The sequence below is a fragment of the Microseira wollei NIES-4236 genome (genome assembly GCF_020521235.1).
Taxonomy (GTDB): Bacteria; Cyanobacteriota; Cyanobacteriia; order Cyanobacteriales; family Aerosakkonemataceae; genus Microseira; species Microseira wollei.
Window position 1 is genome coordinate 1 of record NZ_BLAY01000115.1, and the last position, 24,451, is coordinate 24,451.

General features: G+C 44.8%; 20 protein-coding genes. 9 read left to right on the plus strand and 11 right to left on the minus strand.

Annotation, left to right across the window (positions count from 1 at the left end; translation table 11 throughout):
* The first annotated feature begins 130 nt into the window (after positions 1-130).
* The gene (locus MiSe_RS31015; protein ID WP_226587462.1) at positions 131-622 is read left to right on the plus strand and encodes a hypothetical protein; all 492 of its coding nucleotides are present in this window, start codon (positions 131-133) and stop codon (positions 620-622) included.
* A gap of 339 nt (positions 623-961) precedes the next feature.
* Here MiSe_RS31015 and MiSe_RS31020 read toward each other — a convergent pair whose 3' ends face one another.
* Positions 962-1,798, minus strand: coding sequence for a pentapeptide repeat-containing protein (locus MiSe_RS31020; protein WP_226587463.1), 837 nt, complete (start codon positions 1,796-1,798; stop codon positions 962-964).
* 394 nt (positions 1,799-2,192) lie between these two features.
* On the opposite strand from MiSe_RS31020, the gene ilvD reads away from it, so the two are divergent.
* On the plus strand, positions 2,193-3,878 hold the full coding sequence (ilvD, locus tag MiSe_RS31025; protein ID WP_226587464.1) for a dihydroxy-acid dehydratase: 1,686 nt from the start codon (positions 2,193-2,195) through the stop codon (positions 3,876-3,878).
* Between the two features lie 133 nt (positions 3,879-4,011).
* On the opposite strand, the gene MiSe_RS31030 is transcribed toward ilvD, so the two are convergent.
* Positions 4,012-4,617 (minus strand): hypothetical protein, encoded by a 606-nt coding sequence (locus MiSe_RS31030; RefSeq protein WP_226587465.1) that lies wholly within the window; start codon positions 4,615-4,617, stop codon positions 4,012-4,014.
* Positions 4,618-4,825: 208 nt separating this feature from the next.
* Between MiSe_RS31030 and MiSe_RS31035 the strand changes: the two genes are divergently transcribed.
* From MiSe_RS31035 to MiSe_RS31045, 3 genes are all read left to right on the plus strand, one after another.
* Positions 4,826-6,025, plus strand: coding sequence for an RNA-guided endonuclease InsQ/TnpB family protein (locus MiSe_RS31035; RefSeq protein WP_226587466.1), 1,200 nt, complete (start codon positions 4,826-4,828; stop codon positions 6,023-6,025).
* 69 nt (positions 6,026-6,094) lie between these two features.
* Positions 6,095-6,562, plus strand: coding sequence for a hypothetical protein (locus MiSe_RS31040; RefSeq protein WP_226587467.1), 468 nt, complete (start codon positions 6,095-6,097; stop codon positions 6,560-6,562).
* Positions 6,563-6,854: 292 nt separating this feature from the next.
* Complete coding sequence (locus MiSe_RS31045; RefSeq protein WP_226587468.1) at positions 6,855-7,304, plus strand: NUDIX domain-containing protein; 450 nt, start codon at positions 6,855-6,857, stop codon at positions 7,302-7,304.
* Positions 7,305-7,318: 14 nt separating this feature from the next.
* On the opposite strand, the gene MiSe_RS31050 is transcribed toward MiSe_RS31045, so the two are convergent.
* Positions 7,319-8,359 carry a DUF2157 domain-containing protein gene (locus tag MiSe_RS31050; RefSeq protein WP_226587469.1) on the minus strand — a complete coding sequence of 347 codons (1,041 nt, stop codon included), beginning with the start codon at positions 8,357-8,359 and terminating at the stop codon, positions 7,319-7,321.
* 117 nt (positions 8,360-8,476) lie between these two features.
* On the opposite strand from MiSe_RS31050, the gene MiSe_RS31055 reads away from it, so the two are divergent.
* Positions 8,477-9,067: an SMI1/KNR4 family protein gene (locus MiSe_RS31055; protein WP_226587470.1), complete on the plus strand. Its 591-nt coding sequence runs from the start codon at positions 8,477-8,479 to the stop codon at positions 9,065-9,067.
* 90 nt (positions 9,068-9,157) lie between these two features.
* On the opposite strand, the gene MiSe_RS31060 is transcribed toward MiSe_RS31055, so the two are convergent.
* The 5 genes from MiSe_RS31060 to groES all read right to left on the minus strand — a co-directional run bounded on the left by MiSe_RS31060 (position 9,158) and on the right by groES (position 12,989).
* Positions 9,158-9,487, minus strand: a complete 330-nt coding sequence (locus MiSe_RS31060; RefSeq protein ID WP_226587471.1) for a hypothetical protein — start codon at positions 9,485-9,487, stop codon at positions 9,158-9,160.
* Between the two features lie 154 nt (positions 9,488-9,641).
* Positions 9,642-10,157 (minus strand): hypothetical protein, encoded by a 516-nt coding sequence (locus MiSe_RS31065; RefSeq protein WP_226587472.1) that lies wholly within the window; start codon positions 10,155-10,157, stop codon positions 9,642-9,644.
* A complete protein-coding gene (locus MiSe_RS31070) occupies positions 10,111-10,479 on the minus strand; it encodes a hypothetical protein (RefSeq protein ID WP_226587473.1) in 369 nt (122 codons plus the stop codon). The genes MiSe_RS31065 and MiSe_RS31070 overlap by 47 nt, the downstream gene beginning before the upstream one ends.
* Before the next feature lie 405 nt (positions 10,480-10,884).
* Positions 10,885-12,525, minus strand: a complete 1,641-nt coding sequence (gene groL, locus MiSe_RS31075) for a chaperonin GroEL (protein WP_226587474.1) — start codon at positions 12,523-12,525, stop codon at positions 10,885-10,887.
* 152 nt (positions 12,526-12,677) lie between these two features.
* Positions 12,678-12,989, minus strand: a complete 312-nt coding sequence (groES, locus tag MiSe_RS31080; RefSeq protein WP_226587475.1) for a co-chaperone GroES — start codon at positions 12,987-12,989, stop codon at positions 12,678-12,680.
* A gap of 396 nt (positions 12,990-13,385) precedes the next feature.
* Here groES and MiSe_RS31085 point away from each other — a divergent pair, with 396 nt between their 5' ends.
* From MiSe_RS31085 to MiSe_RS31095, 3 genes are all read left to right on the plus strand, one after another.
* The gene (locus MiSe_RS31085; protein ID WP_226587485.1) at positions 13,386-13,829 is read left to right on the plus strand and encodes a (2Fe-2S) ferredoxin domain-containing protein; all 444 of its coding nucleotides are present in this window, start codon (positions 13,386-13,388) and stop codon (positions 13,827-13,829) included.
* 462 nt (positions 13,830-14,291) lie between these two features.
* The gene (locus MiSe_RS31090) at positions 14,292-14,477 is read left to right on the plus strand and encodes a hypothetical protein (RefSeq protein WP_226587476.1); all 186 of its coding nucleotides are present in this window, start codon (positions 14,292-14,294) and stop codon (positions 14,475-14,477) included.
* A 329-nt stretch (positions 14,478-14,806) separates the two neighbouring features.
* A complete protein-coding gene (locus MiSe_RS31095; RefSeq protein WP_226587477.1) occupies positions 14,807-15,451 on the plus strand; it encodes a response regulator transcription factor in 645 nt (214 codons plus the stop codon).
* A 119-nt stretch (positions 15,452-15,570) separates the two neighbouring features.
* Here MiSe_RS31095 and MiSe_RS31100 read toward each other — a convergent pair whose 3' ends face one another.
* The 3 genes from MiSe_RS31100 to MiSe_RS31110 are packed head-to-tail and all read right to left on the minus strand — an operon-like array spanning position 15,571 to position 24,010.
* Positions 15,571-16,743 (minus strand): response regulator, encoded by a 1,173-nt coding sequence (locus MiSe_RS31100; protein WP_226587478.1) that lies wholly within the window; start codon positions 16,741-16,743, stop codon positions 15,571-15,573.
* Positions 16,744-16,764: 21 nt separating this feature from the next.
* Positions 16,765-17,958, minus strand: coding sequence for a response regulator (locus MiSe_RS31105; protein WP_226587479.1), 1,194 nt, complete (start codon positions 17,956-17,958; stop codon positions 16,765-16,767).
* A gap of 37 nt (positions 17,959-17,995) precedes the next feature.
* Entirely contained in the window at positions 17,996-24,010 is a 6,015-nt protein-coding gene (locus MiSe_RS31110) for a hybrid sensor histidine kinase/response regulator (protein ID WP_226587480.1), read from the minus strand.
* Positions 24,011-24,451: the final 441 nt, after the last annotated feature.

The following is a 24,451-nucleotide window of genomic DNA, read 5'->3' on the forward strand; positions in this document are numbered from 1 at the left end:
AGGGGGAGGCAGTTGGATTTCTGGGGTGTAAGCGAGTATGGGGATTTGTCCTCACCCGAGGGAGGGGGGGCGCCCCCCCCCCCCCAAAAACCCTTCATTTTTTGGGGGGGGGGGCGCCCCCCCCGCCATTGTGGTGAGTTTATTTATATTCACCTACTTAATTGATGCCGTGCCGCGTTTTTGTAGAGTAGGGGCACGGCATGGCTCAATCTCTGTCATAAGTCAAAGTCTAGTTGATGCCGTGCCGCGTTTTTGTAGAGTAGGGGCACGGCATGGCTCAATCTCTGTCATAAGTCAAAGTCTAGTTGATGCCGTGCCCCGTTTTTGTAGAGTAGGGGCACGGCATGGCTCAATCTCTGTCATAAGTCAAAGTGTAGTTGATGCCGTGCCCCGTTTTTGTAGAGTAGGGGCAAGGCATGGCTCAATCTCTGTCATAAGTCAAAGTGTAGTTGATGCCGTGCCTCGTTTTTGTAGAGTAGGGGCACGGCATGGCTCAATCTCTGTCATAAGTCAAAGTCTAGTTGATGCCGTGCCTCGTTTTTGTAGAGTAGGGGCAAGGCATGGCTCAATCTCTGTCATAAGTCAAAGTCTAGTTGATGCCTTGCCCCCACCGTGTATTTGAGCCAACTGAGTTTTTGAGATTTTTAACAGCAGATAAAAGCAGATAGATATTGTTCATTTTTACCTTCTGCCCCAACAAGCCCCTCTGAGGCGTTGGATTTTGCAGTTATAATTTCATCGGAAAAACGCGGAAAAACCCCATCAACCTTTTACTCTTTTATCGCTTCAACTGGTGCTGCCTAAAGCTTTAACCCTCCACGAGCATCACCTTTGTAACTCGACCGTTTTTCCACCAGGGAATACTGTGAATTATCCCATAGATGCGCGCGCCCTAAAGCTTTTGTCCGAGTTGATTTGGCGGTTAGATTGGCCTAGTCATGCACCCTTGATGTTAATAAATTTATTCGTGAGTTCTGCCATCGGGCATAATTGCCCAGCGTAGGTCGGTGTTGCGGAGGTTAGTATGATTGAGGTTGGCTTCAATCATGATCGCCTCTGTTAAGTTAGCGCCACTGAGGTTAGACCAGCCGAGTTTCGTTCTAAACAAGTTAGCACCGCGCAAATCTGCACCGCGCAAGCTCGACCAACTCATGTTCGCTCCTCGCAAATTGGCTTTACTCAAACAAGCGCCACTCAAGTTAGTACCGCTGATTTTGGCCCGACTCAGATCGGCTCCACTCAAATTAGCATTTTCCAAAATAGCGCCGTGAAGAATGGCATTCGTGAGATTGGCTTCTTCTAAAATCGCCCCAATCAAAACGGCGTTTGTTAGGTTAGCTCCCTCCAGAATGGCGCCGCTCAAGATAGCCTTTGTCAGGTTGGCTCGACACAGGGGTACATCAATCATTTTGGCTCTGCTTAAATTAGCTTCGCGCAGGTTCGCCTCGCTCAGATTCGCATCGCTCAGGTTCGCTCCCATTAGGGTACACTTGACCAAGCTAGCTCCTCGCAGGCTAGCTTCCCGCAGGTTGGCTGCTATCAGGTTCGCTTCGCTCAGGTTAGCAGTAATCAGATTCGCCTCGCTCAGGTTCGCTCGCAGGTTGGCTCCCCGCAGGTTGGCTTCCCGCAGGTTAGCGCCTACTAACGAGGCGCCGATTAAATTCGCTTCGCTTAAATCGGCGCCGCGCATGTTAATCTCGCTCAAATCAGCACCGATTAAAGAAACTCCATGCAGCTTGATTTCCCGAAAATCCCTCTCTCCGGCAGCATATCGCGTCAACAGTTCGTTGGCATCCATCTAGATAGCCTCACAGTTCCTTCAGATTAGTTTGTCTGGTTATGGTTTCCATTACTTACTTTCTCATCCACAGAAATCGCACCTGGGTTAGTTGCTCATATCAAACAACAGTGCATCATTCTGAGAAAATGAAAAATGGCACTCTGCTCGTTATAGTGCCGTGAAAACCAAGGGTAGCTTGTTGGAGGTCTACCTATTACTAAAGATGCCCAGAAAACGGCTTTTCCCATCCTGTATGGGGTTGTGTTGCAGTTGCGCCATCGCTGTTGCCATAGCGATCCCTACCAAACTAGGGTAGAGCGTGTTGGGTTAGTTCTGAGTTCTCAGATCTAAATTCTGAATCTAACTCAAAACTCAAAATGCAAAATTATTAATTCTCTAAGAAGGTTTAAGAATGTCTGACAATCTTAGAAGTTCTGTTGTTACTCAAGGGGTGCAGCGATCGCCTAACCGCGCCATGCTGCGCGCCGTTGGTTTTACCGACTCTGATTTCACCAAACCGATTGTCGGTGTTGCCAACAGCTATAGTACGATCACCCCATGCAATATGGGGATCAACCAGCTGGCAGCGCGGGCAGAATCAGGACTTCGCAACGCGGGAGCCATGCCCCAAGTATTCGGTACGATTACCATCAGCGATGGCATCTCGATGGGAACCGAAGGGATGAAATATTCCCTAGTATCGCGGGAAGTAATTGCCGATTCCATCGAAACCGCTTGTAAGGGTCAGAGTATGGACGGCGTTTTGGCGATTGGCGGGTGCGATAAAAATATGCCAGGGGCGATGATCGCAATCGCGCGCATGAATATCCCTGCTATTTTCGTCTATGGCGGTACAATCAAACCCGGTCACTACAACGGACGCGATTTAACCGTCGTCAGCGCCTTTGAAGCAGTAGGACAATATAGCGCTGGCAAAATCGACGAAACCGAACTGATCGAAGTCGAACGTCGTGCTTGTCCCGGTGCTGGTTCCTGCGGCGGCATGTTTACTGCCAATACCATGTCAAGTGCGTTTGAAGCATTGGGCATGAGCTTGCCTTATTCTTCCACAATGGCAGCCGAAGATGAAGAAAAAGCAGAAAGTACCGAACTATCTGGAAAGATTTTAGTCGAGGCAATTCGCAACCAAATTCTGCCCCGTCAAATTATTACCCGCAAATCAATCGAAAATGCCATCTCCGTCATTATGGCAGTCGGTGGCTCGACCAACGCCGTATTGCACTTTTTAGCGATCGCTCGCGCTGCTGGTGTCGAATTAACCTTGGACGACTTTGAAACCATCCGCGCCCGCGTCCCCGTTTTGTGCGATTTAAAACCATCTGGTAGGTACGTAGCAACAGACTTGCACAAAGCAGGCGGCATTCCCCAAGTGATGAAAATGCTGTTACGGCATAATTTGATACACGGGGATGCCCTGACTATTACGGGTCAAACCATCGCCGAAGTACTAGCCAACGTGCCGGATGAACCCCCCGCAGACCAAGATGTTATCCGTCCTTGGAACAATCCCATGTATTCCCAAGGACACTTAGCAATCTTGAAAGGAAACTTGGCAACGGAAGGGGCTGTAGCAAAAATTACCGGGATTAAAAAGCCACAAATTACCGGCGCTGCGAGAGTCTATGAATCCGAGGAATCCTGCCTAGAAGCGATTCTAGCGGGGAAAATTCACGCGGGAGACGTAATTGTCGTTCGCTACGAAGGCCCGAAAGGTGGCCCAGGAATGCGGGAAATGCTCGCACCGACATCAGCAATTATCGGTGCAGGACTGGGAGACTCGGTAGGATTAATTACCGATGGACGCTTTTCTGGCGGGACATACGGAATGGTTGTGGGACACGTCGCACCAGAAGCGGCGGTGGGAGGAGCGATCGCGCTAGTGCAAGAAGGCGATAGGATTACCATCGATGCCAACCAACGTTTGTTGCACCTGCACGTTAGCGATGAGGAATTAGAACGGCGTCGCGCTGCATGGCAACCTCCCAAACCGCGCTATACAACGGGTGTACTGGCGAAATATGCCAAATTGGTATCCTCGAGCAGTATTGGTGCCGTGACGGATTTGGATTTGTTTTAATTAACCGCCAAGACGCGTTAGCGTTCGCGCAGCGGCGCGGATGCGCAAGAGCGATTCAAGGGTAGCGAATTAGAACGCAAAGGAAGGAAGGAAGGAGAAGAGAGAAGAAGAATTCAGGAATCATTGAGGATTTCTATAGCAGGCGGAACGAGTCTAGAAAGCGTTGAATGCTTTGTGTTTGAGGTGCAATTGCCACGACTAAAAATAGTCGTTGCTGCACCAGATAGACTCGTCCCTTGCCGGAAAAACCTTCAGAGGAGGTGAATTCAAATTCTCTGCCTGGGTTGCCATCGAGGATAATATTTTGCGCTCGCGTCAAGTTAGCATTGCCCCCCTTAGCAAACGCATCCGGCGTACCATCGAGGAGTTCTTTAACTTGCTCTGGCGTAGCTTTAGCAACTTCAGGCACATCGTAGTAAGTTACTAGGTATGCACTGTCTGGATTTTGCAGTTCGACGGTAAACGAGTGGGAGGTTAAACCATCTTCATCGGTTTCTGTCTCCTGCTTGGGAGTACCAGGCATCGAGATAGCGAACTTCCCCTCTGAAGAAGAAAACTCCTTCCAGCTAGTTTGAGCAACTAATGTAGACGAGGGAGACAAGGGGGAGAAAGTATTGTGTACCATCGTAACTTGGTAGGTGGGTAACGCTTGACGTAGTGAGGGGTTTGCTGCTAAGGCTGTAGTTGCTAGGGAAAAAGGGGTGGCTATAGCAGCGGCGGCGCAGAATTTTAAGTACACGTTCGAGTTGCTCCCAGAGATTGATCGCGTTTTCTCAGAGGATACAATAGCGGAAAACCCAAATTCAGATTCCTTTAACCTAATGTCGCCAGAATTCCCCATCCCTAATGACGGGTGGGGATGAATGGCGACCAATAAAATAAACAGCTTCGCACCACATTCTCCCAGACTTGTGTGATAATCTTATCGTCAACCTATCAAGGCGATAATGTATCAGGCGTATAAATTTAGAATTTATCCTAATACCGAGCAACAAATAGCCTTGGCTAAAGCTTTTGGCTGTTGCAGGTGGTATTGGAACTATAGTCTAAATTTATGTCAACAAACTTATCATGCAACAGGAAAAGGATTGTCCAGAAAATATATCCAAGGATTATTACCTCAACTCAAAAAAGAATATCCTTGGCTCACGGATGCCTACTCCCAATGTTTACAGGTTGTTGCCTTGAACTTATCCACAGCTTATCAGAACTTTTTCGAGAAACGGGCTAAACTTCCTCGGTTCAAATCGAAGCATGGTAGGCAATCAATTAGCTATCCTCAAAATGTAAAATTTGAAGGCGATTACCTTAAATTAGATAAAAAAATAGGACTGATTTATTGTCGTCGTCACAGAGATTTTGAGGGAACTATCAAGACTGTGACCATTTCAAAAAATCCGGACGGAAAATATTATGCGTCCGTTTTAGTTGAGGATGGCAAGGAAACACCAATTTCAAAGTGTGAAGGTAAAGTTATTGGAATTGATTTAGGACTAAATCATTTTGCTATAACCAGCGATGGAAGCAAATACGACAATCCTAGACATATTGCTAAACAAGCTAAAAAATTAAAGAAAAAACAGCAAAGTTTATCTCGCCAGAAAAAAGGGAGCAATAGTAGAAACAAAGCTAAAAGAATTGTTGCTAAAGTTCACTCGAAAATAGCTCGATGCCGTGAAGATTTTCTACACAAGCTATCCCGCAAGATAGTTAACGAAAACCAAGCGATCGCGGTAGAAAATCTCAAGATCAAAGGCATGGTCAAAAACCACAATTTGGCTAAAGCAATTAGCGATGTGGGTTGGGGTCAATTTTGTACAATGCTCAAATACAAGACAGAAAGAGAAGGAAAAACTTATATAGAGATAGATAGATTTTTCCCCAGCTCTAAAACTTGTCATGTCTGCCTGAATCAAGTCAGTAGTTTGCCTCTTGATGTCAGAGTTTGGACTTGCGAGCATTGTCAAACTAAACACGACCGTGATGTCAATGCAGCAAAAAACATTAGAAATGAAGCCTTGCGGATATTGTCGTTAGGAACTAGCGACACAGCCGGAGGGGATGTAAGACGGCTAGGGGGTAGATTTGACTATCTTCTAGACGCTATCCCCTGTGAAATTGGAAGCCCCACCCTCAATCCGAGGTAACGAGGAATTGGTGGGGTAGTTCACCAAAAGTCTAGTTTCGAGCATCCCATTTGTGCGATATTGAATACTATGAAAACAGCGATCGCTTCCTCCCCCACTTATTGGTTGCAACAGCATCCGGCAGTATTCAGGTTACTTGAGATACTGATATGGATGAGCGAGCATCCGATTATCAGCGTAGCGATCGTATTGTTTGCGATCGCGCTAATTTGGCAGCTGATCAAATGGCTGGGTTACCTAATCGAAATCGGCGTGCGAAGTCTGATGCAAGCGCCGATAAAATTACTTCAGTTCTTATTGGGTATTGGCGCTAAATCCCTGAATGCAGCTGGAAATTTAGCATTAAAACAATTAACGGGGAATAAAAAGACGGTTCCCGCCTTACCACCGGCAAGTTCTCAACCAGTTCTGCCGGATAAAAAGCAAAGATTGGCAGAAATTTCCCATCGATTAGAAGCGCTGCAAAAAGAGCAGAACGAGTTATTGCAAGAAGTGGCGACCATCATGGCTGCCGACAAAATTAACGTAGAAGTTTGAAATAGACCGGGGAGTGCGATCGCTTGTGTTCGTTTGTAGTAGCGCTTCAGCGCCGCAGATTCCGAAATTGCCATGTGGGACAGAGTACAAAACAAGAGGAATCATCGAAGAAGGGAACAGGGAAGAGGGAATAGGGAACAGTTTTTCCTATTTCCTGTTCCCGTATCCGGGAGTTGCGATCCCCCCACAACTATTACGTGGAAAGTTTAAGGTGGGGTATAAATCCCCATCTTAAACCTTACTCTTGCCTATTGCCTGTTCCCTATTCCCTTTTAATCTACCAATCAGTTCCATGAACTTACCCAACGCAAATCAAATTCACCTCAGACGCAGAGGAACTGCCATAGTTGAAACCAAAGCAGGCATCCTGATTGTGGAAGAAAGTAATGGTGTTTATAGCTTGCCTGGTGGAGGGGTACACCAAGGCGAATTAACTGAAGCAGCCGCAATTCGAGAACTTAGAGAAGAAACATGTTTAGAAGCCGTTTCGACGCAATTTTTGTTCGATCATTGGGGTAGATTGCACTCCGTTGACGATCGGCAGCGTCAAAATCAACACGCTGTATTTTTAATCGAAGCAATTGGCACTCCTCAACCAAATGATGGTATCGTTTCAATTCGATTTTATCAACCCGGCGACGATGTATTATTGAGCCAATCAGCAAGGAAAATTATTGAAAAATACTTGACATTAAAGCAAGAGAAGAAGGCAGAAGGCACAAGGGAATATCCAATAAATTGAGGAGATTTGATTGGCTACTCACGCGGCAATAATCGCCTAAAACCTGCGGGCAACAACCGATCGAATAAACGCTCCAGAGAGCGGCTATTGCGCTGATATAAAACCCCCAAATAGATAATCGATATTCCCAGTACAGTGAGAGCAAAGGGGAACATTAAAGAATCTTGGAAAATCCTGTAGGCGAGGTAACTCAGATAACTAAATACACCAATTCCCCCAAACACCATAAAAACTTTCCGTCTCAAAATCACTGATAGCAACATTAAGCCCAAATTGATCAGACAATAGATAAAGCGCTGCACCTCATCATCGTTTCTCATCAATGTCATACCGAACCAAAAAGAAAGTAACCCAAACAGATACAACCAAAAGGCAAAATCACCATACCATCTCCGATTCCGGATATCAATTAAATAAGCAACGACTAAAGTGGCGATTCCAAACCACAAAGAAACCATTAGCCGTTGCTCCCAAGTATACTCAGTTTGACCAAATAACAGCGGTGTTAAATCCATCGACATATACCACAAAGTAAAGGCAATCGGAGCCGTTAAAAATGGAAATCGGACAAACTTGAGCGCAATTACACCCGTTAAAATAGTCCCCAATTCCATAGGCAACCAACTAGCTTTGACCCAAATATGGTAATCTCGGTAAGCACCCGGATCGCCTTGAGGCCACATTCCCGTCCATCTTTGCAGTCCGTAAATTGCTAACGGCGTCATACAAACTGCTATAGTAAACAACAGTCCGCCGGGAATTTTCAAATTTTGGTTGAACCACAAAGTTCTACCTGCAAGCACAAAGAAAAGTGCATAAAGACTCGAAATTATAAAAATTCCGCTACCCCCAAACGACTCCCAAGCTAGAGTCATAAACCAACTCATGGCTGAAATTACAATCAACGCGCCAAAATAGTAGGCGACATTAGCAAAATTAAATTGGGGGCGATCGCTAACTTTATCAGACAATGCCTCCCACAGTGCATCGGCTTGTTCGGGAGTAATTAACCCTCTAGAAGCCGCCCAATCAAAGTCTTCCTTAAAAACCTTCATAAAGCCCTCCAGATAGCTTTTGACACCATCATGGCCTTATCTGCGGGCATTGGTGCAATATATGTGACAGTGAGCCATCTGGTTAGGTATTACAGCAGAGTCGATTTTGAAGCAGTCATGACAAACTACAACTGGAAAAATTTACTTAAAGAACTCAGTCACAAACTGATTGAGGGACGTGAAGCACATTACAAATGGGAACTGACTCCAGAAAGCCTTGCCTCCAGATACTTAGGTAATCCCGGAGCATCAGAAGACCAAATCGTCTTAGCGGAAACTCGCTTAAAAATTCGATTTCCGCCATCTTACCGAGAATTTCTTAAGGTTTCTAATGGTTGGCCTAACTCAGATTGGACAGATTTGCAGCTTTGGTCAACAGAGGAAATAGAGTGGTTCGCAACCAGAAATCAAGACTGGGTATGGTTGCCAGATACGGAGGAAAGACCTTCTGTGCCGGATAGTAAATATTTTGTTTACGGTGAAGATCAAGATCCTATTTTTTTAAGATGCGAATATTTACAAACAGCCCTAGAAATCAGTAGTAATAGCGGAGACGGTGATATTTTTCTGTTAATTCCTGATGTTGTTTCTGAGGATGGAGAATGGGAAGCATGGCACTTTGGGAGCAAACTGCCGGGTGCCTATAGATATCGTTCATTTTATGAATTGATGCTGAAAGTTATGGAACAAGGTCGCTTTATTTATTAAGAAATCGAAGATGCTATCGCTCCGATCGCCATCAGAAGTAAAACAATTCTTGCAAAATATTTCCTCATCTAGAGGCTACACAAACTAGATTTAGCTATTCTTAACTGACTTTTCATCAGTTACAGATTCCTGACTCTGCCACTTTTCTAGCAACTCTAAAATCTGAGAGAGGATTTTTTGTTCCGCCAAAATAGCTTCTTTTAACTGGCGTATCTGTTCGGCATTGGGTGGACGGTGAACCAAATCATCTACAAAGTCCTCCAAAGCAGATTTTCGCTGAGGGCGTCCCAACGCCGTTTCTGTTGCCAGCTTTTCGTTTTTCTGCAAAGCAGCATCTGATTTAGCTGACAACTCTTGAAGATGTTCGCTAGACCTTTTAATCGTTTCAAGCAGTTTTTCTACACCCTTAGAGTTCGTCAAGGTCTTCCTCCTTTTTACTTTTTATTTCCAGTTGTTCAATTCGTTTGTTCAATTCGTCAATTTTTCTTTCTACCTCTTCCTCTTCCTCTGCGTCCTCTGCGCCTGGAGCGGTTCAATAAAAAAGCCTCCACTAGAAAGTAGAAACGAGAATAATTTAAGAGTCAGAACTACAACCGTCGCTTGATTCTTCATCTCCGACTTCTTGCTCTGCTATCTCGCCTTCTTGGAGTTGCGTTGAACTATTACTTTCATCTGAAACGTTATCAGACTCAATAATTTCCCCCAGTAAACGCTTTAAGTTCTGATCTGGTGGACGTTTCTCAAACTCTGCATGTGTGTAAATCCATACAAGCACCACCTGTTTTTGTACCGTGTTTATCAAATAGATAAGCCGCCCCTGTCCGGCGGCTCCGCGAAGTGTAGGCATTTTAAATTCGAGTTTCCACAATTCCCATCCAGCACAGTTAGTACCTTTAGGCCAAGGTTCTAAATGTCCTAAAGGAGGACGAGGGCGGGGATTAATACTCAAAATAATAATGAATTGCTGTATTAATTCGATAAACTTAGCGGCTGCTGCGGGATTTTTGCGATAGTGAACGCGAATCAACTTTTGTTGCTCTCGCTCAAAGTTCTCTGAGAGCTTGATCTGAAATTCGCCTGAGCCGTTCACAAGCTTCCTCCGCAGTCATGGCTTCCCTAGTTTCTAAATTGGCAAAAGCCTCTTCAAGTGCATCAGATAGGGCTTTTTGATAAGCGATATCTTCCTGTTCAATTTTAGCCAAAATTGCGTTTATAAGACGCCCAAACGCACCAGAATAAGCAATAAAAGCATCTTGCTCACCTTTAAGCACAATCCAAGCTAAATAAAGACGGTTTGCCAAGACAAGGAATATTCCTTGAATACCTTTTGGAGGTTCAATTACCTCATAGGCAAAGGTTGCGAGCAATTCTCGCTTTGGGTCAGGAAATTCCTCCCAATGCTCTTCAACCATCACCGCTAGGGCATTTGCCTTTTGAGTAAGCTCCCAAAGACGAGAAGAGTTAGACCTGCGCGGCTGAAAAATCTGCCTAATCTCATCAGGGCTAATTGTGATGGTGGCGGACACTCAGCTTACCTCCCAGATTCGCTTGGCTACTGGCAGTCAGTTATGACCTAAGCGACGTTTAGTGCGTGCATTTTATTTATATTTTGACACAACGCACGCAATACCTGTGGTTAACGCTTGAGCAAAAGCTGTATTTGATCATAAGCCGCTAGCATGGCAGTCTTAAAGACTTTGCCATGCTAGGGTTTTAACTGCTGATTTAACTCAAAAAAGTGCCAAAAGCGGCTTGAAAGATTGACAACTTCATAGCTCAGGGCAGGTGCTATACCTGCCCTTACTAACCATTAAAGATTAGTAATCGAAGTCGCCGCCGCCCATACCAGCGCCAGCACCAGCAGGAGCGCCTTCCTTGGGTTCGGGTTTGTCAACGACGATACATTCGGTGGTCAACACCATCCCAGCGATGGAAGCAGCATTTTGCAGCGCGGAACGAGTTACCTTGGCGGGGTCAACAATTCCGGCTTCAAACATATTGACAAACTCGCCTTTTGCTGCATCGTAGCCGATGTCAAATGCCTTCTCTTTGACGCGCTCGGCAATAACGGCACCGTTTTGTCCGGCGTTTTCAGCAATCCGCTTCAGGGGAGCAGCCAGGGCGCGGGCTACGATCAAAGCGCCTGTCAACTCTTCACTCTTGAGGTTGGCATTCGCCCATTCTTCGACTTGAGGAGACAGGTGAGCCAGGGTAGTACCGCCGCCGGGAACAATCCCTTCTTCTACTGCTGCTTTGGTAGCATTAATCGCATCTTCCAGGCGCAGCTTCTTGTCCTTCATTTCGGTTTCGGTAGCAGCACCCACTTTAATGACTGCTACGCCACCAGCCAATTTAGCCAAACGCTCTTGCAGTTTTTCCTTATCGTAGGAAGAATCGCTTTCTTCCATTTGACGGCGAATTTGTTCGCAACGCGCTTGAACAGCCTTTTCGTTACCTTCGGCGACGATCGTGGTACTGTCCTTAGTAATGGTGATGCGACGGGCTTTGCCCAGCATATCCAACTTGGTGGTTTCCAAGCGCAAGCCAGCGTCTTCGGTAATTACTTGACCGCCGGTGAGAACGGCGATATCTTCCAGCATAGACTTGCGGCGATCGCCAAAACCAGGAGCCTTAACCGCAGTGACGTTCAGCACGCCCCGCAGCTTGTTCACTACCAAGGTAGCCAAAGCTTCTTTCTCGATATCTTCGGCGATAATCAGCAAGGGACGACCAGAACGAGCGACTTGCTCTAGTACTGGTACTAAATCTTGCACTAAGGCTATCTTCTTATCGGTCAACAGAATGAAAGGTTCGTCGAGAACTGCTTCCATCCGTTCGGCATCGGTGGCGAAGTAAGGGGAGATGTAGCCTTTATCAAAGCGCATCCCTTCGGTGATTTCCAGTTCGGTGGTCATTGACTTCCCTTCTTCCAGGGAGATGACGCCTTCTTTGCCTACCTTATCCATTGCTTCGGCGATCATGTTGCCGACTTCTTCGTCGTTACCGGCAGAAATCGTACCGACTTGAGCAATAGCCTTGGTTTCTTCTACTTGACGCGCGTGTTCGGCAATTTTCTCTACCAGGAAGTGGGTAGCTTTGTCAATACCGCGCTTGAGAGAGATCGCATTTGCACCAGCGGCAACGTTCCGCAAGCCTTCTTTTACCATGGCGTGGGCGAGAACGGTAGCAGTTGTAGTACCGTCGCCAGCGGCGTCATTGGTTTTAGAAGCGGCTTGACGAATCAGGGCAACGCCGGTATTTTCAACGTGGTCTTCGAGTTCGATTTCCTTGGCGATGGTGACACCATCATTGACGATTTGAGGAGCGCCGAATTTCTTTTCTAGCACGACGTTGCGGCCTTTGGGACCCAAAGTTACGGCAACTGCTTCAGCCAGAATATCAATCCCTTTTTCCAGGGCGCGACGAGCGTTTTCGTTGTAGATGATGCGCTTAGCCATAGTTTTCGACGATTTTGATAATTGGTGATTGGTAATTGGTAATTGCTAACTGCTAATTGCTAACTGCTAATTGCCTTGTTCTAGCCATTAGCCATTAGCCATTAGCCATTAGCTATTAGCTGTTCTTGCCATTAGCCATTAGCCATTAGCTATTAGCTAACGATCGCGAGAATATCTTTTTCGGAAAGCAGGACGTATTCATCGCCACCGAGTTTGACATCGGTTCCGGCATACTTGGAGTAGAGAACCTTATCGCCAATTTTGACTTCCATTTCTTGGCGCGAACCGTCATCGTTCCGCTTCCCAGAGCCAACTTGGACGACTTCTCCCACCTGGGGTTTTTCTTTGGCGGTGTCGGGTAGGAGAATACCGCCAGCGGTTTTTTCTTCCGAGGCGCTGACTTTAACGAATACGCGATCGCCCAACGGTTTAACGGTAGAAACGCTTAAAGATACTGCTGCCATACAAACAATACTCCGACTACAGATTTTGATGGGTCATGGGTCATGGGTCATTGGTGAAGCTCCATGCTCAATTCCCACTTCCCTTCCGAGAGTTAGCACTCTCATCTCCTGAGTGCTAATTTAAAACGAGTGGAACGAGATCGCAACAATTTTTCTTGTACGGGTTCCCGAACTTAACAGATCGCAAGAATTGCCAAGAGTATAAATACTCATGACGCCCTCTAGGACGCGGTCAAGAAACCCGGTTTTTAGGACGCAGAAACCGGGTTTCTGGCGAGATAGTACCTAAGTCTTGCCGCAGTCTGCTACAGATAATGTTGATAATAGGTCATGGGTCACCAAGGGTGACCCATGACCCATGACCCAAAAAGCAGCATGAAGGAGAATCTAGCGACAATGTCATCGGATGAAGCTTTAGAAACTTGCTCGCCGAAAAACGATAACGCCTTAGCAGCGTGCGTGAAAAATTTGGGACTCGGTCAAATTGAGCGACACGTGTTTATTTGTGCAGACCAGACAGTTCCCCAATGTTGCTCGAAGGAAGCGAGTTTAGCATCTTGGGAATATCTCAAACGGCGTCTTGTGGAACTGAAACTGGATAAACCAACCGACACGCGACCGGGTTGTATCTTTCGCACCAAGGCGAACTGCTTGCGAGTATGCGCCGCTGGACCAATTATGGTCGTCTATCCCGATGGAGTCTGGTATCGTAATGCAACGCCGGAAGCGATCGAGCGGATTATCCAGGAACATCTGATCGGCAATCGGATCGTAGAGGAGTATGCGTTCTTAACCCATCCCTTACCAGAACCAGTGTTTTTGATTAACTTCCCAGATTAAAACCCACTATAATATCATTGCACTTATACAGCATACTTCCGTATTCCTACTAAACTTCCTTTGCTATTATGCATTCTACTGACCTTAAATTCCGCATACCAGTTGTGACCTTGCTCACAGGTTGCGGGATACACTGTGTCAGTAGAATGCATAGAACGCTGGGAAGTTTATTGGTCAAGGACTGGAGCATTTTGACTCTGGATCTATTCAGAGTGCCCCGTTCCACCCTGGGTTTAAGCCACAGGGTTGCCAAACTTCCCGCGAGATCTTGTCAGCACCCCCGGCTGAAGCACAGGTGACTTTGTCCCCAGTTTCAGGTAGCTGACCAGCCTCAGGCTAAGGGCTGCGTTGAGGGCAAGGGTTAAACCAAGACCTACCCTCGAATGCTTCTCTAGTTAAAGGCTGCTAGAACCGGAACGTTAACAGAGCGGCAGAATTCCCCATCCGCCGTTAGCGGTGGGGATGGATAGCCGGATAATTATTCGGACACCCACAAGGGGTGTCGCAAAACTATCAAACTGCCTGTGGAAGACGGGCGGCTGCCTGTGGACGCTGTGTAAGACCATCATCGGGTTTAGTCCCGAATACCTTGAGTGTATTCCCAACGTGGCGACGGCGGATGAGACGGGAAACCCAAAAGACGAATAAGACCGTCCTTGAGTTGAGTTGTTGTCGGCAGCCCCGACTTCAGCTCTCGCAAGTCAGGGTACTTCACTCCAGTGCATTCTGGATTGTACAAACCCTAAACGTTGGCGTACTTGCTCGCGCTTTGGCGCGCTACAAGATAGCGCGAACGTTACACCGTACAGGGTAAGCGTACTCCGGCTCTCGTTCAATGGCAGCAGCCGTTGGCATGACGGAGTGGATAGAGACTGTACCTCTCCCTATCCCCCCGCCAGGAATGGTTAAAACCGCGCCCAGCCCTTGTTTCCTGCACCGGATGAATCACCCCGTTTCTACGCTCCCAAGAGTTTTCTATGAAAGACACTCGCATCAGAGATACAAAACGATTACTGTTAATAGATGACGATCCGAACCTGATTTTGCTGGTTAAGGATTACCTGGAATTTAGAGGCTACGAGGTAGTCACGGCAGAAAATGGTCGCCAAGCACTCGATGTACTCGAGCAGGAAATGCCAGACCTGATTATCTGCGACGTGATGATGCCGGAAATGGACGGCTATACCTTCGTCAAACACGTTAGAGAAGAACCTCGCACCAGCTGGATTCCGGTTTTATTCCTTTCCGCCAAGGGGCAAAGCCAAGACAAGGTCAAGGGGTTGAACACGGGTGCCGATGTTTACATGGTCAAGCCCTTTGAACCAGAAGAATTGGTGGCGCAAGTGGAATCCTCGCTCAAGCATACCTCGCGCCTGTTGCAGCATCAGGCCAAGGGAGACGAAGCAACGAGAATTCATGTGCCGTTTGACGTGCAGTTAACCCCGACGGAATTAAAAGTTGTACAGCATGTGGCACGGGGTTTGGCTAACCGGGAAATTGCGGACGAACTCAACGTGAGTCAGCGCACTGTGGAAAGCCACGTATCAAATATGTTGGGCAAAACAGGACTGCACAATCGCACAGAATTAGCACGCTGGGCAATCGAAAACAATATGGCTTAAGGGGGGGTCATGGGTCATGGGTTATAGGTCAGGGTCGGACTGTTTGCAGTTTGACCAATTGCCCATTACCTATAACCTATTACAAGCTTTTATGGTAGAAAATTTGTGATAGCGAGGCGCTAACCCAGAGTAAAGTAAAACGTCGCACCTTTATTGACTTCCCCATCAGCCCAGATCTGCCCGCCGTGGCGGTGAATAATCCGCTGTACTGTCGCCAACCCGATGCCGGTGCCTTCAAACTCGTTTCTGCCGTGCAGGCGACAGAAAGCAGCGAAAAGTTTGTCAGCTTTAGCCATATCGAAACCTGCACCGTCATCGCGGACAAAATAAGTGTGAAGTGAAGATTCTGTATCTATCCCCCGTTTTAAGACGCCAAATTCTATGCGAGCGCGGGGTTTGTTGCGGGTGTACTTCCAGGCATTACCGAGCAGGTTTTCCAGGACTATCTTGAGCAGTGGCTCGTCTCCCTGAGCCACGACGCCTTCTGCAATGATAAATTCGACCTCTCTTTCGTTTGAGGTTTGGCGCAGAGAAATGGCAATCTCTTTGGTTATGTGACTCAAATCAACGGTATCAAATTGCATCTTGCTGCTCGTCACCTGGGATAGGCGCAAGATATCGTCGATTAGTTGCTCCATGCGCTCTGTTGCTACACGTACCCGTTCCAAGTAATGTTTGCCGTCTTCGTCGAGCAGGGAAGCGTATTCTTCTTCTAACACCCATATGTAGCCGTTAATACTGGTGATTGGGTTACGCAGGTCGTGGGCAACTGAATAGCTGAAAGCTTCTAGTTCTTGGTTAGCGGTTTCTAGTTGGGCGGTGCGCGTTTGCAGTTCTTGTTCTATTTTGATCCGATCGCATATCTCCTGTTGCAAGCGATCGTTTTGTTGTTGCAGTTTTGAGTGCAAGTTGCGGATGCTCAAGTGGGTCGTCACGCGGGCTAAAACCTCTGCCTGTTGAATTGGTTTGGTGACATAATCCACCCCGCCGACGCTAAACCCTTTGACTTTATCTTCCCCATCGCTAAGTGCCGTCATAAAAATCACCGGGATATCTTTAGTAGTCTGATTAGACTTGAGGCGCGAGCAAGTTTCAAACCCGTCTATTCCCGGCATCAGTACATCCAATAAAATTATATCTGGTAAGGCATATTCCACCTGCTCGATCGCACTTTCCCCATCTTCTGCCACCAACACTTCAAAGCCGAAATCGGTCAAATAATCGAGCAACGCTCCCAAATTATTGGGCATATCATCGACAATTAAAATAGTGTTTTGTTCTGGTTTTTTCATATTTACTTTTTTTATGTTTGCTCAAAGTGTAAAGTAGAACGTTGCCCCCTGATTTACTGCTGCTTCAGCCCAAATTTGCCCGCCGTGGCGCTGGATAATGCGCTGCACCGTTGCCAGACCAATGCCGGTTCCTTCATAATCTTTATCGCTGTGCAGGCGCACGAAAGTGCCAAATAGTTTTTCAGCGTCAACCATGTCGAAGCCTACACCGTTGTCGCGAATAAAATACAAGGCATTATCAGTATTATGCAATTGGTTATTGCTATTAGCAACGCCAAATTCTATCCAAGACACGAGGTTTTTTCCCGTGTACTTCCAGGCATTGCCCAGCAGATTTTCCAGCATAATCTTCAGGAGTCGCCTATCCCCTTGGACGATGATGCCTTCTTCAATAACAAAATCCACTACTCTTTCTGGATTGGTTTGCCGCAGCGAAGTCGCAATCTGTCGCGCTATGTTGCTTAAATTAACAGTTTCAAAGCAAATTTCGCTGCGCGTCACATAAGACAAATGCAGCAAACCATCAATCAATTGATTCATCTGCCCAGATGCCGCCTGTACTTGTTGCAGGTAATTTTTACCAGGAGGGTCTAATTTGTTTTCATATTGGTTTCGTAGAACTTGGCTGAAGGCCATAAGTCTGCGGACGTAGGCGCGTAAATCGTGGGAAACCGAATAAGAAAAAGCTTCTAGTTCTTTGTTTACTGCTTCTAACTGAATCGTGCGGCGCTTTAAGTTTTCATTGAGTTGTTTGATTTCTTTCTCGACTTTGATGCGTTCGACGATTTCCTGTTGCAAGCGTTCGTTTTGTTGTTGCAGTTTTGAGTGCAAGTTGCGGATGCTCAAGTGCGTCGTCACGCGGGCTAAAACCTCTGCCTGTTGAATTGGTTTGGTGATATAATCCACCCCGCCGACGCTAAACCCTTTGACTTTATCTTCCCCATCGCTAAGCGCCGTCATAAAAATCACTGGGATATCTTTAGTTGCCCGCTCGGACTTGAGGCGGCGGCAAGTTTCAAACCCGTCTATTCCCGGCATCAGTACATCCAATAAGATCAGATCGGGGGAAGCATATTTGACCTGCTCGATTGCGCTTTCCCCATCTTCTGCTACCAACACTTCAAAGCCAGATTCATTTAAACAATCCAGCAGCACTCCTAAATTGTTAGGCATATCATCAACGATTAAAATAGTGCCTTGTACATTGGCGTTCATAATATTTGCACCCACCCTATCCGGTTTTTCAATCAGTTCAATTGCGAATATTATTTCCAGGTAAATAAGCTTTGAGAAACTCGCGAATTTGTTTGACCTGAAAACCTTTGGCTAACTTTCGCACCTCGGTGACAAACGGCACAAATTTCTCATCCAATTGTTCAATTAAAGCAACTCGTTCCAGAATGGCTTTGATGTTGCCACGCATTGCCAAATCGAGCAAAGCGTTGACTTGCTCCCTCGGCGGAGGCACAATAGCCGTTTGAAGTGACTGCTGATTTTCATCCTTTATCTTTTCTACTTCCTCCTTTTCTTCGTAAATCCATTCCAAACCCAAATGCACCCGCAAACGTTCAAGAAGTATCTCGTAACCCACAGGTTTGGAGATAAAATCGTTACAGCCTGCCTGGAAACTCTGGCGTTGATTCCGATCAAAAACGCTGGCAGATGTAGCGATTACTACCACCCCTTTGAGTTCGGTTAACTGCCGAATTTTCCTAGTCGCTTCAAAGCCGTCCATCACTGGCATTACCAAATCCATTAAAATACAATCTGGCTCAAACTCAATAGCCTTTTTCAGACAGTCCTGACCATCGACTGCCTCAATAATTTCAAACCCTAAAGGCGATAGTAAATTCACCAATACTGCCCGATTTGACCACTTATCGTCCACTACCAAAACTTTGCGTTTTTCCCCTTTAAAACCGATAATATTACGTTGTTCGGTCTGGGGAGCATCAGTCCATTGTTCAAGTTCTGGTAAATCCAAATCAAACCAGAAAACGCTACCTTGACCCAAGGTACTTTTAACTTTAATTTCGCCCCCCATTAGCTCGACTATTTTCTGGCTAATTGCCAATCCCAAACCCGTCCCTTCAGTCTTGCGGCGTCGCTCTCCTACTTGCTCAAAGGGCAAAAAGATTTTTGTTAAATGTTCCGGTGTCATGCCTATACCCGTATCTTCTATTTGAAAGCGTATTTTGGTAATCGGTAATGGGTTATGCTCTTCTGGATTATCTATCACCTTTACTTTAAAAGTGACGCCGCCAGAGTCGGTAAACTTGACCGCATTGCCTAGTAAATTAATTAAAACTTGCCTTAACCTTTTCTGATCAGCATTCACCCCCGCAGGTAAGGGATGAATGGGTTCGTAAATAAAGGCAATAGCTTTTTGTTCCGCTCGAATGCGAACGATATCGCACAAGTTTTTAAGAAAGCTGGGAAAATGAAAATCCTGCGGTTGTATTTCCATTTTCTGGGCTTCGATTTTAGAAAGGTCTAAAATATCGTTGATTAGGGTCAGCAGGTGTTCGCCGCACTGTTGAATAATATTCAGCCCTTCTTTTTGTTGCTCGACATCTGCCTTTGCTCCAGCTAATTTCCGAGTATTTCGTTTGAGGATTTGCGCGTAACCCAAAATTCCATTCAAAGGCGTTCTGAGTTCGTGGCTCATATTAGATAAAAATTCGCTTTTTGCTCGGTTCGCCACATCGGCTTTTTCTTTAGCTTGTTGCAGTTGCAAGTGACTTTCTTGTAATTCCTGAGTTCTCTCTTCTACTTTTAATTCCAGGGTGCGCGAATAGTCTTCTAACTGCTCTTTGGCAAGTGTTAGGTTTTCCAAAAGCCGGGCATTTTCTAGAGAAATGGCAATCTGAGAAGATAGAATGTTTAAAACCTCTATACGCTCTGGAGTAAATGCACCAGCGGTTAGATTATTTTCTAAATAAAGTAGCCCGATTAATTTACCTTGATTGACGATAGGAGTACATAAAATAGACTTTGGTTGCTTGCTGGTAATATAAGGATCGGTCGTAAAGAGTCCTTCTGTAGTTGCATTATTTAAAACTACATTTTCTTTGGTTCTTGCTACATAATTTATCGCCGATAACGGCAGCATATCCCCGGTTTCTACTGTTGATTGTCCCACAACAACTTCATCTTTATCGACTGCACCCGCTGCTTCTATAAACAGTTGCCCATTTTTTCCTAAAATCAGCAATCCGGTTTGAGCGCCGGCGTTTTCTATGACAATTTTCATCAACTTATTCAACAATTTTGCTAGCTCTATTTCGCCGGATAGCGCTTGAGATGCTTTAATCACTGTCCTCAAGTCCAAAACTCCGGAAGCGCCAAAAGTTGTGGTTTTAGTTGTTGATTTAGTATCGGTAAGTTCTGGGTCATAATTTTGGACAATTAACTGGGAATACCTGGATTCCAAATCTTGTATTTTTGCCGTTGCTCCCCAGCAAGTATATCCATAGTAAGCTTCTGTTAAATAAGTTTTAGCAATCTTTTCTCTGCCCAGGCAAAGATAAAATTCTCCTGCTAATTCGTTTGCTAGTGCTTCCTCGTGGGTGTATCCTTGTTCTTTAGCACCCTGAATGGCAAGATCGTATAATTCCATTGCTACTAAAGTTTGTCCCAAAACCCGCGCTTTCTCAGCTTCTACTAAGTCGTATTTATGCTGGAAATTACTCGCTGCATGAACTGTCCAAATTTGCATCATTTCTTGATTTTTTGTCACCTTTTTCAGGCATTCTGCTTGCTCGCTTTCCCGCAGCTGGGGATACCGCGCCAGAAGTGCTAGAGAATAATAAAAATTATGTTCGGCAACATAAAGAATACCGACTACACCGTCTAGTTGGGTGGTGGCTAATTCGGCATATTCTACAGCATCATCGGATTTTTTAAACAAATATAATAAAATTAACTTGAAAAGATAGAAACAAAATATTAGCATTTTAAAATTGGCTTTAACCACCATGGGCAGCATTGTTTCTTCGCTGAAACTTTCACCTGTTAGAATGCAAGGATTATCTGCCTTACCCGCTAAATTTAAGGCGGCTTGGCGACCAATTTTTATATAATATGTTCCTAACTCTTGTTTCAGCTTTTCCAGTAGTTCCTCATAAGACCCATACTTTTGCTCTAGGTATTCTAGATTTTCGCCGCATAAAAATAAATACATACAATATTCGGTACTACCATAACCCAAGTATTCAACATTGCCGGTTTCGAGTTTGGTTTGAATCGCGGTGAGAAAATTAGGGATCGCACGCCGCAAGGGTTCTTTCCAAGGTTGAATATGACTGGCAAATACTTTGTGAACTTGACACTTAATCGGAGCGGAGGGAAATCGATCTAAAACTTTCAAGGACAAGCGCCCAAATTCATAACCGCGATCGAAATCGTTAAACAATCCGCACAGCATTAACCCATACAAACAATATCCATAAGCAGACCGCGCCGTATTCCCATACTTAATCGATAAATCTACAATCGATAAGATGACTGGTAACAACAATTCTGGCTTACCAAAATAAACGGGTGGTATTATAGTAATTAAAGTTTTAATAGCTGCTGCTTTGACAGCATCAGTCATAATTGGCAGATTTGCTAAATCGGCTATTTGACTCGTTTCAAACATCAAACTATTGCTAGTTTCTGAAGCGTTTGTTAGAGGCGTTTCCAGTATCTCCAATGCTGACAATCCTGTCTCTATAGCTGAGATTAAATTGCCTTGAATGGTAGAAAAATAAATTTTTCTCTTGTAAATCCTCGCTTTCTCTAAGACGCTATGAGCTTGTGATAAAGCCTTGTCAATTAATTGTTTAGATTCGAGATAATTTGTATTCAAATATTCAACTTCTATCGCTGCATCAGAAAGGGAAAAAGTCAGATCGTACTGACAATCCCAACTATCTTCTGTCAGTAATTTTAAACCGAATCGTAAATATCTGACAGCAGCGTCATAAGCTGTCGCCGCCTTTGCTTTCTGACCTGCTATCAGATTGAGTTTTGCCAATTTATATTTTTCTGAATTACTGGTAATTAGCTCAGCACCAATATTCAATTGATTGACAATATCAAAGATATTTTCTTCAATTTTATCTGGCTGGGTATTCTTTAACAGCAGTTCGCCTACTTTTAGGTGAATTTGTTTTTTAATGGCGCCTGGAATAATTTCATAAGCTGCTTGCTGCACCCGGTCGTGTAAAAATTTGTAGGTAATTGCCGATTGTAATCTATTCAATTTTTCCAGTTCTTCTTTTTCAAAGGCTAGGGTAATTTTGTCAGCATCGCTTAAAGGTATAATTAAACCTGACTGAAGCGCTCCCCATAGGTCTGCTGCTGTTTCCTGAAGAGATTTTTCGTTAACAATTGACAAAACGTTTAAATCAAATCTGTTTCCTATGCTAGCCGCTAATTTTAAAACATTCTGAGTTTTTTCATCTAATTTTTCAATTTTGCCGACCAGTTCAACAACGTTATCAGTTATACCCATTTTTTTTATTCGGTCGATGTCCCACTTCCAGACGCGCGAACGCATGTCAAATAACAAAACTTTTTCTTGGTAAATATATTTAAGTAACTGCTTTAAAAAGAAGGGATTACCACGGGTTTTTTCTAGCAAAAGTTCTGCCAATTCAAAAAGGTTGATTGACTCTTGCAGGGGCAAGGCAAAAAGTTGGTTTATGTTGTTTATATCTAAAGGTTTAAGGATGATAGTATTAACCTTGTTTGTCAGCTTAACTTCATCCAAAATCAGCATTAAAGGATGAGTTGCACTAACTTCGTTATCTCTATATGCTCCAATCAGCAATAGATATTTACTATCTGGGTCTGTTACAAGCAATTGGATTAATTTTAGCGAAGCTGCATCGACCCACTGTAAGTCATCCAGGAAAACAATTAAAGGATGTTCTTCTCTTGTAAAAACGTGAATGAATTGTTTAAATACTAAATTAAATCTAGCCTGGGATGCGGTTGGTTCTAAAACCGGCACTTCTGGTTGTTTTCCAATAATTAGTTCGAAGGGAATGACATCAATAATAACTTGTCCGGTTTGACCCAATGCTGTTAAAAGTTTCTTTTTCCAAATTTCCAGATTCTCAGCACTTTCTGTTAGCAACTGGCGCATCAATTCCTGGAAAGCCTGAATCACCGCAATATAAGGAATATTTCGCTTAAACTGGTCAAATTTGCCGGAAATAAAATACCCGCTCCTTGCTATAATGGGCTTGTGAATTTCATTTACTAATACCGATTTGCCAATTCCTGAATAACCAGAAACTAGCATTAGTTCTGTTGTGCCTTGAAAAATGCGCTCGCATGTCTCAAGCAACGTTGCTATTTCGGCTTCCCGACCATAAAGCTTTTGGCAAATTTGAAATTTTTCTGAGATTTGTTGCGTCCCCAAACGAAAGTTTTCTATTTTTCCTGTAGCATACCATTGATTTAGACAATTTTCTAAATCAGCTTTTAGCCCCCAACCACATTGATATCTGTCTTCCGCTGTTTTGGCTAACAATTTCATTACAATCTCAGAAACCACTGGCGGAATTTCTGGTTCGCTCCTATCGGGTGGAGTTGGTATTTTAGCAATATGACAGTGTACCAATTCGATTGGGTCTTTGGCGGTAAAAGGTAGGGTTACCGTCAGCATTTCATAAAAAGTAACCCCCAAAGAATAAAAGTCAGTCCGGTAATCGATATCTCGATTCATCCTTCCGGTTTGTTCGGGAGAAATATAAGCTAGCGTTCCTTCTATTAAGTTGGGATTGCTAATTCTCTCGGTTTCTTTTGCCAGACGCGTTGCCATGCCAAAGTCGATAATTTTTACAGAGTTTGTTTCTAAATTGATGACGATATTGTCCGGCTTAATATCTTTATGAATAATATTGTTTTGATGCAGTTGACCGATGGCGTCTGCTAGCTGGATGGCTAGGTGCAAGAAGCGGGATAATTCTATTTTTTGTTCCGATGCGATCGCTCGGTGGAGCGATATTCCACCAAAGTCTTCTAAAATCAGCGCAATTCCGTTACTATAATTTTCCAAACCCAGAGGTTTTACAACGCCTGGTATACCGAGATTTTTGACAATTTCATACTCTTGTCTGATTTGGGCAATGTCCTTTAAACTAGGATAATCTGTTTTTAAACTTTTGATAATCACCGATTGTCGATCGATTTCCCTAACGGCGCGATATACGACTGTCTTTGACCGGGCGTAAATCTGTTCTACGATTTTGTAACCAGGGATAGCAATCATGGTTTAAAACTCTATCGCACCTGCAACTGTGGACTTGCACCTATCCAAGCGATATCGAGCGCCTTGGAGTTAAAAGTATTGATTATAATAATTATTATGTAACCAATTTTTGATGTTGAAAAGGCAAATTTTCTGGGGCGATCTCAACTTGCGTCAAATTCTAATTGTACCACAATTTAAAGTATAGCGAAGTATAAGGCAACACTTATTTTGTCAAGTTATCAGGACTGACGCAGGATGAGAAAAGAAACAAAGGTGAGACCGTCGTTCGCGGAAGCTTGCGCTGCGCGGATGCGCGGATTCGTGCGGTCGGCATATCTCTAGTTGCCTTTGCCAACTATTTTTCATAGAAACCCGGATGGGTGCGCGTCAGACCCGTTTATCTTACTCAGGACTGACGCATATTTATCCTCTCGAAGTGATTGACTGGATTTAAGTGGC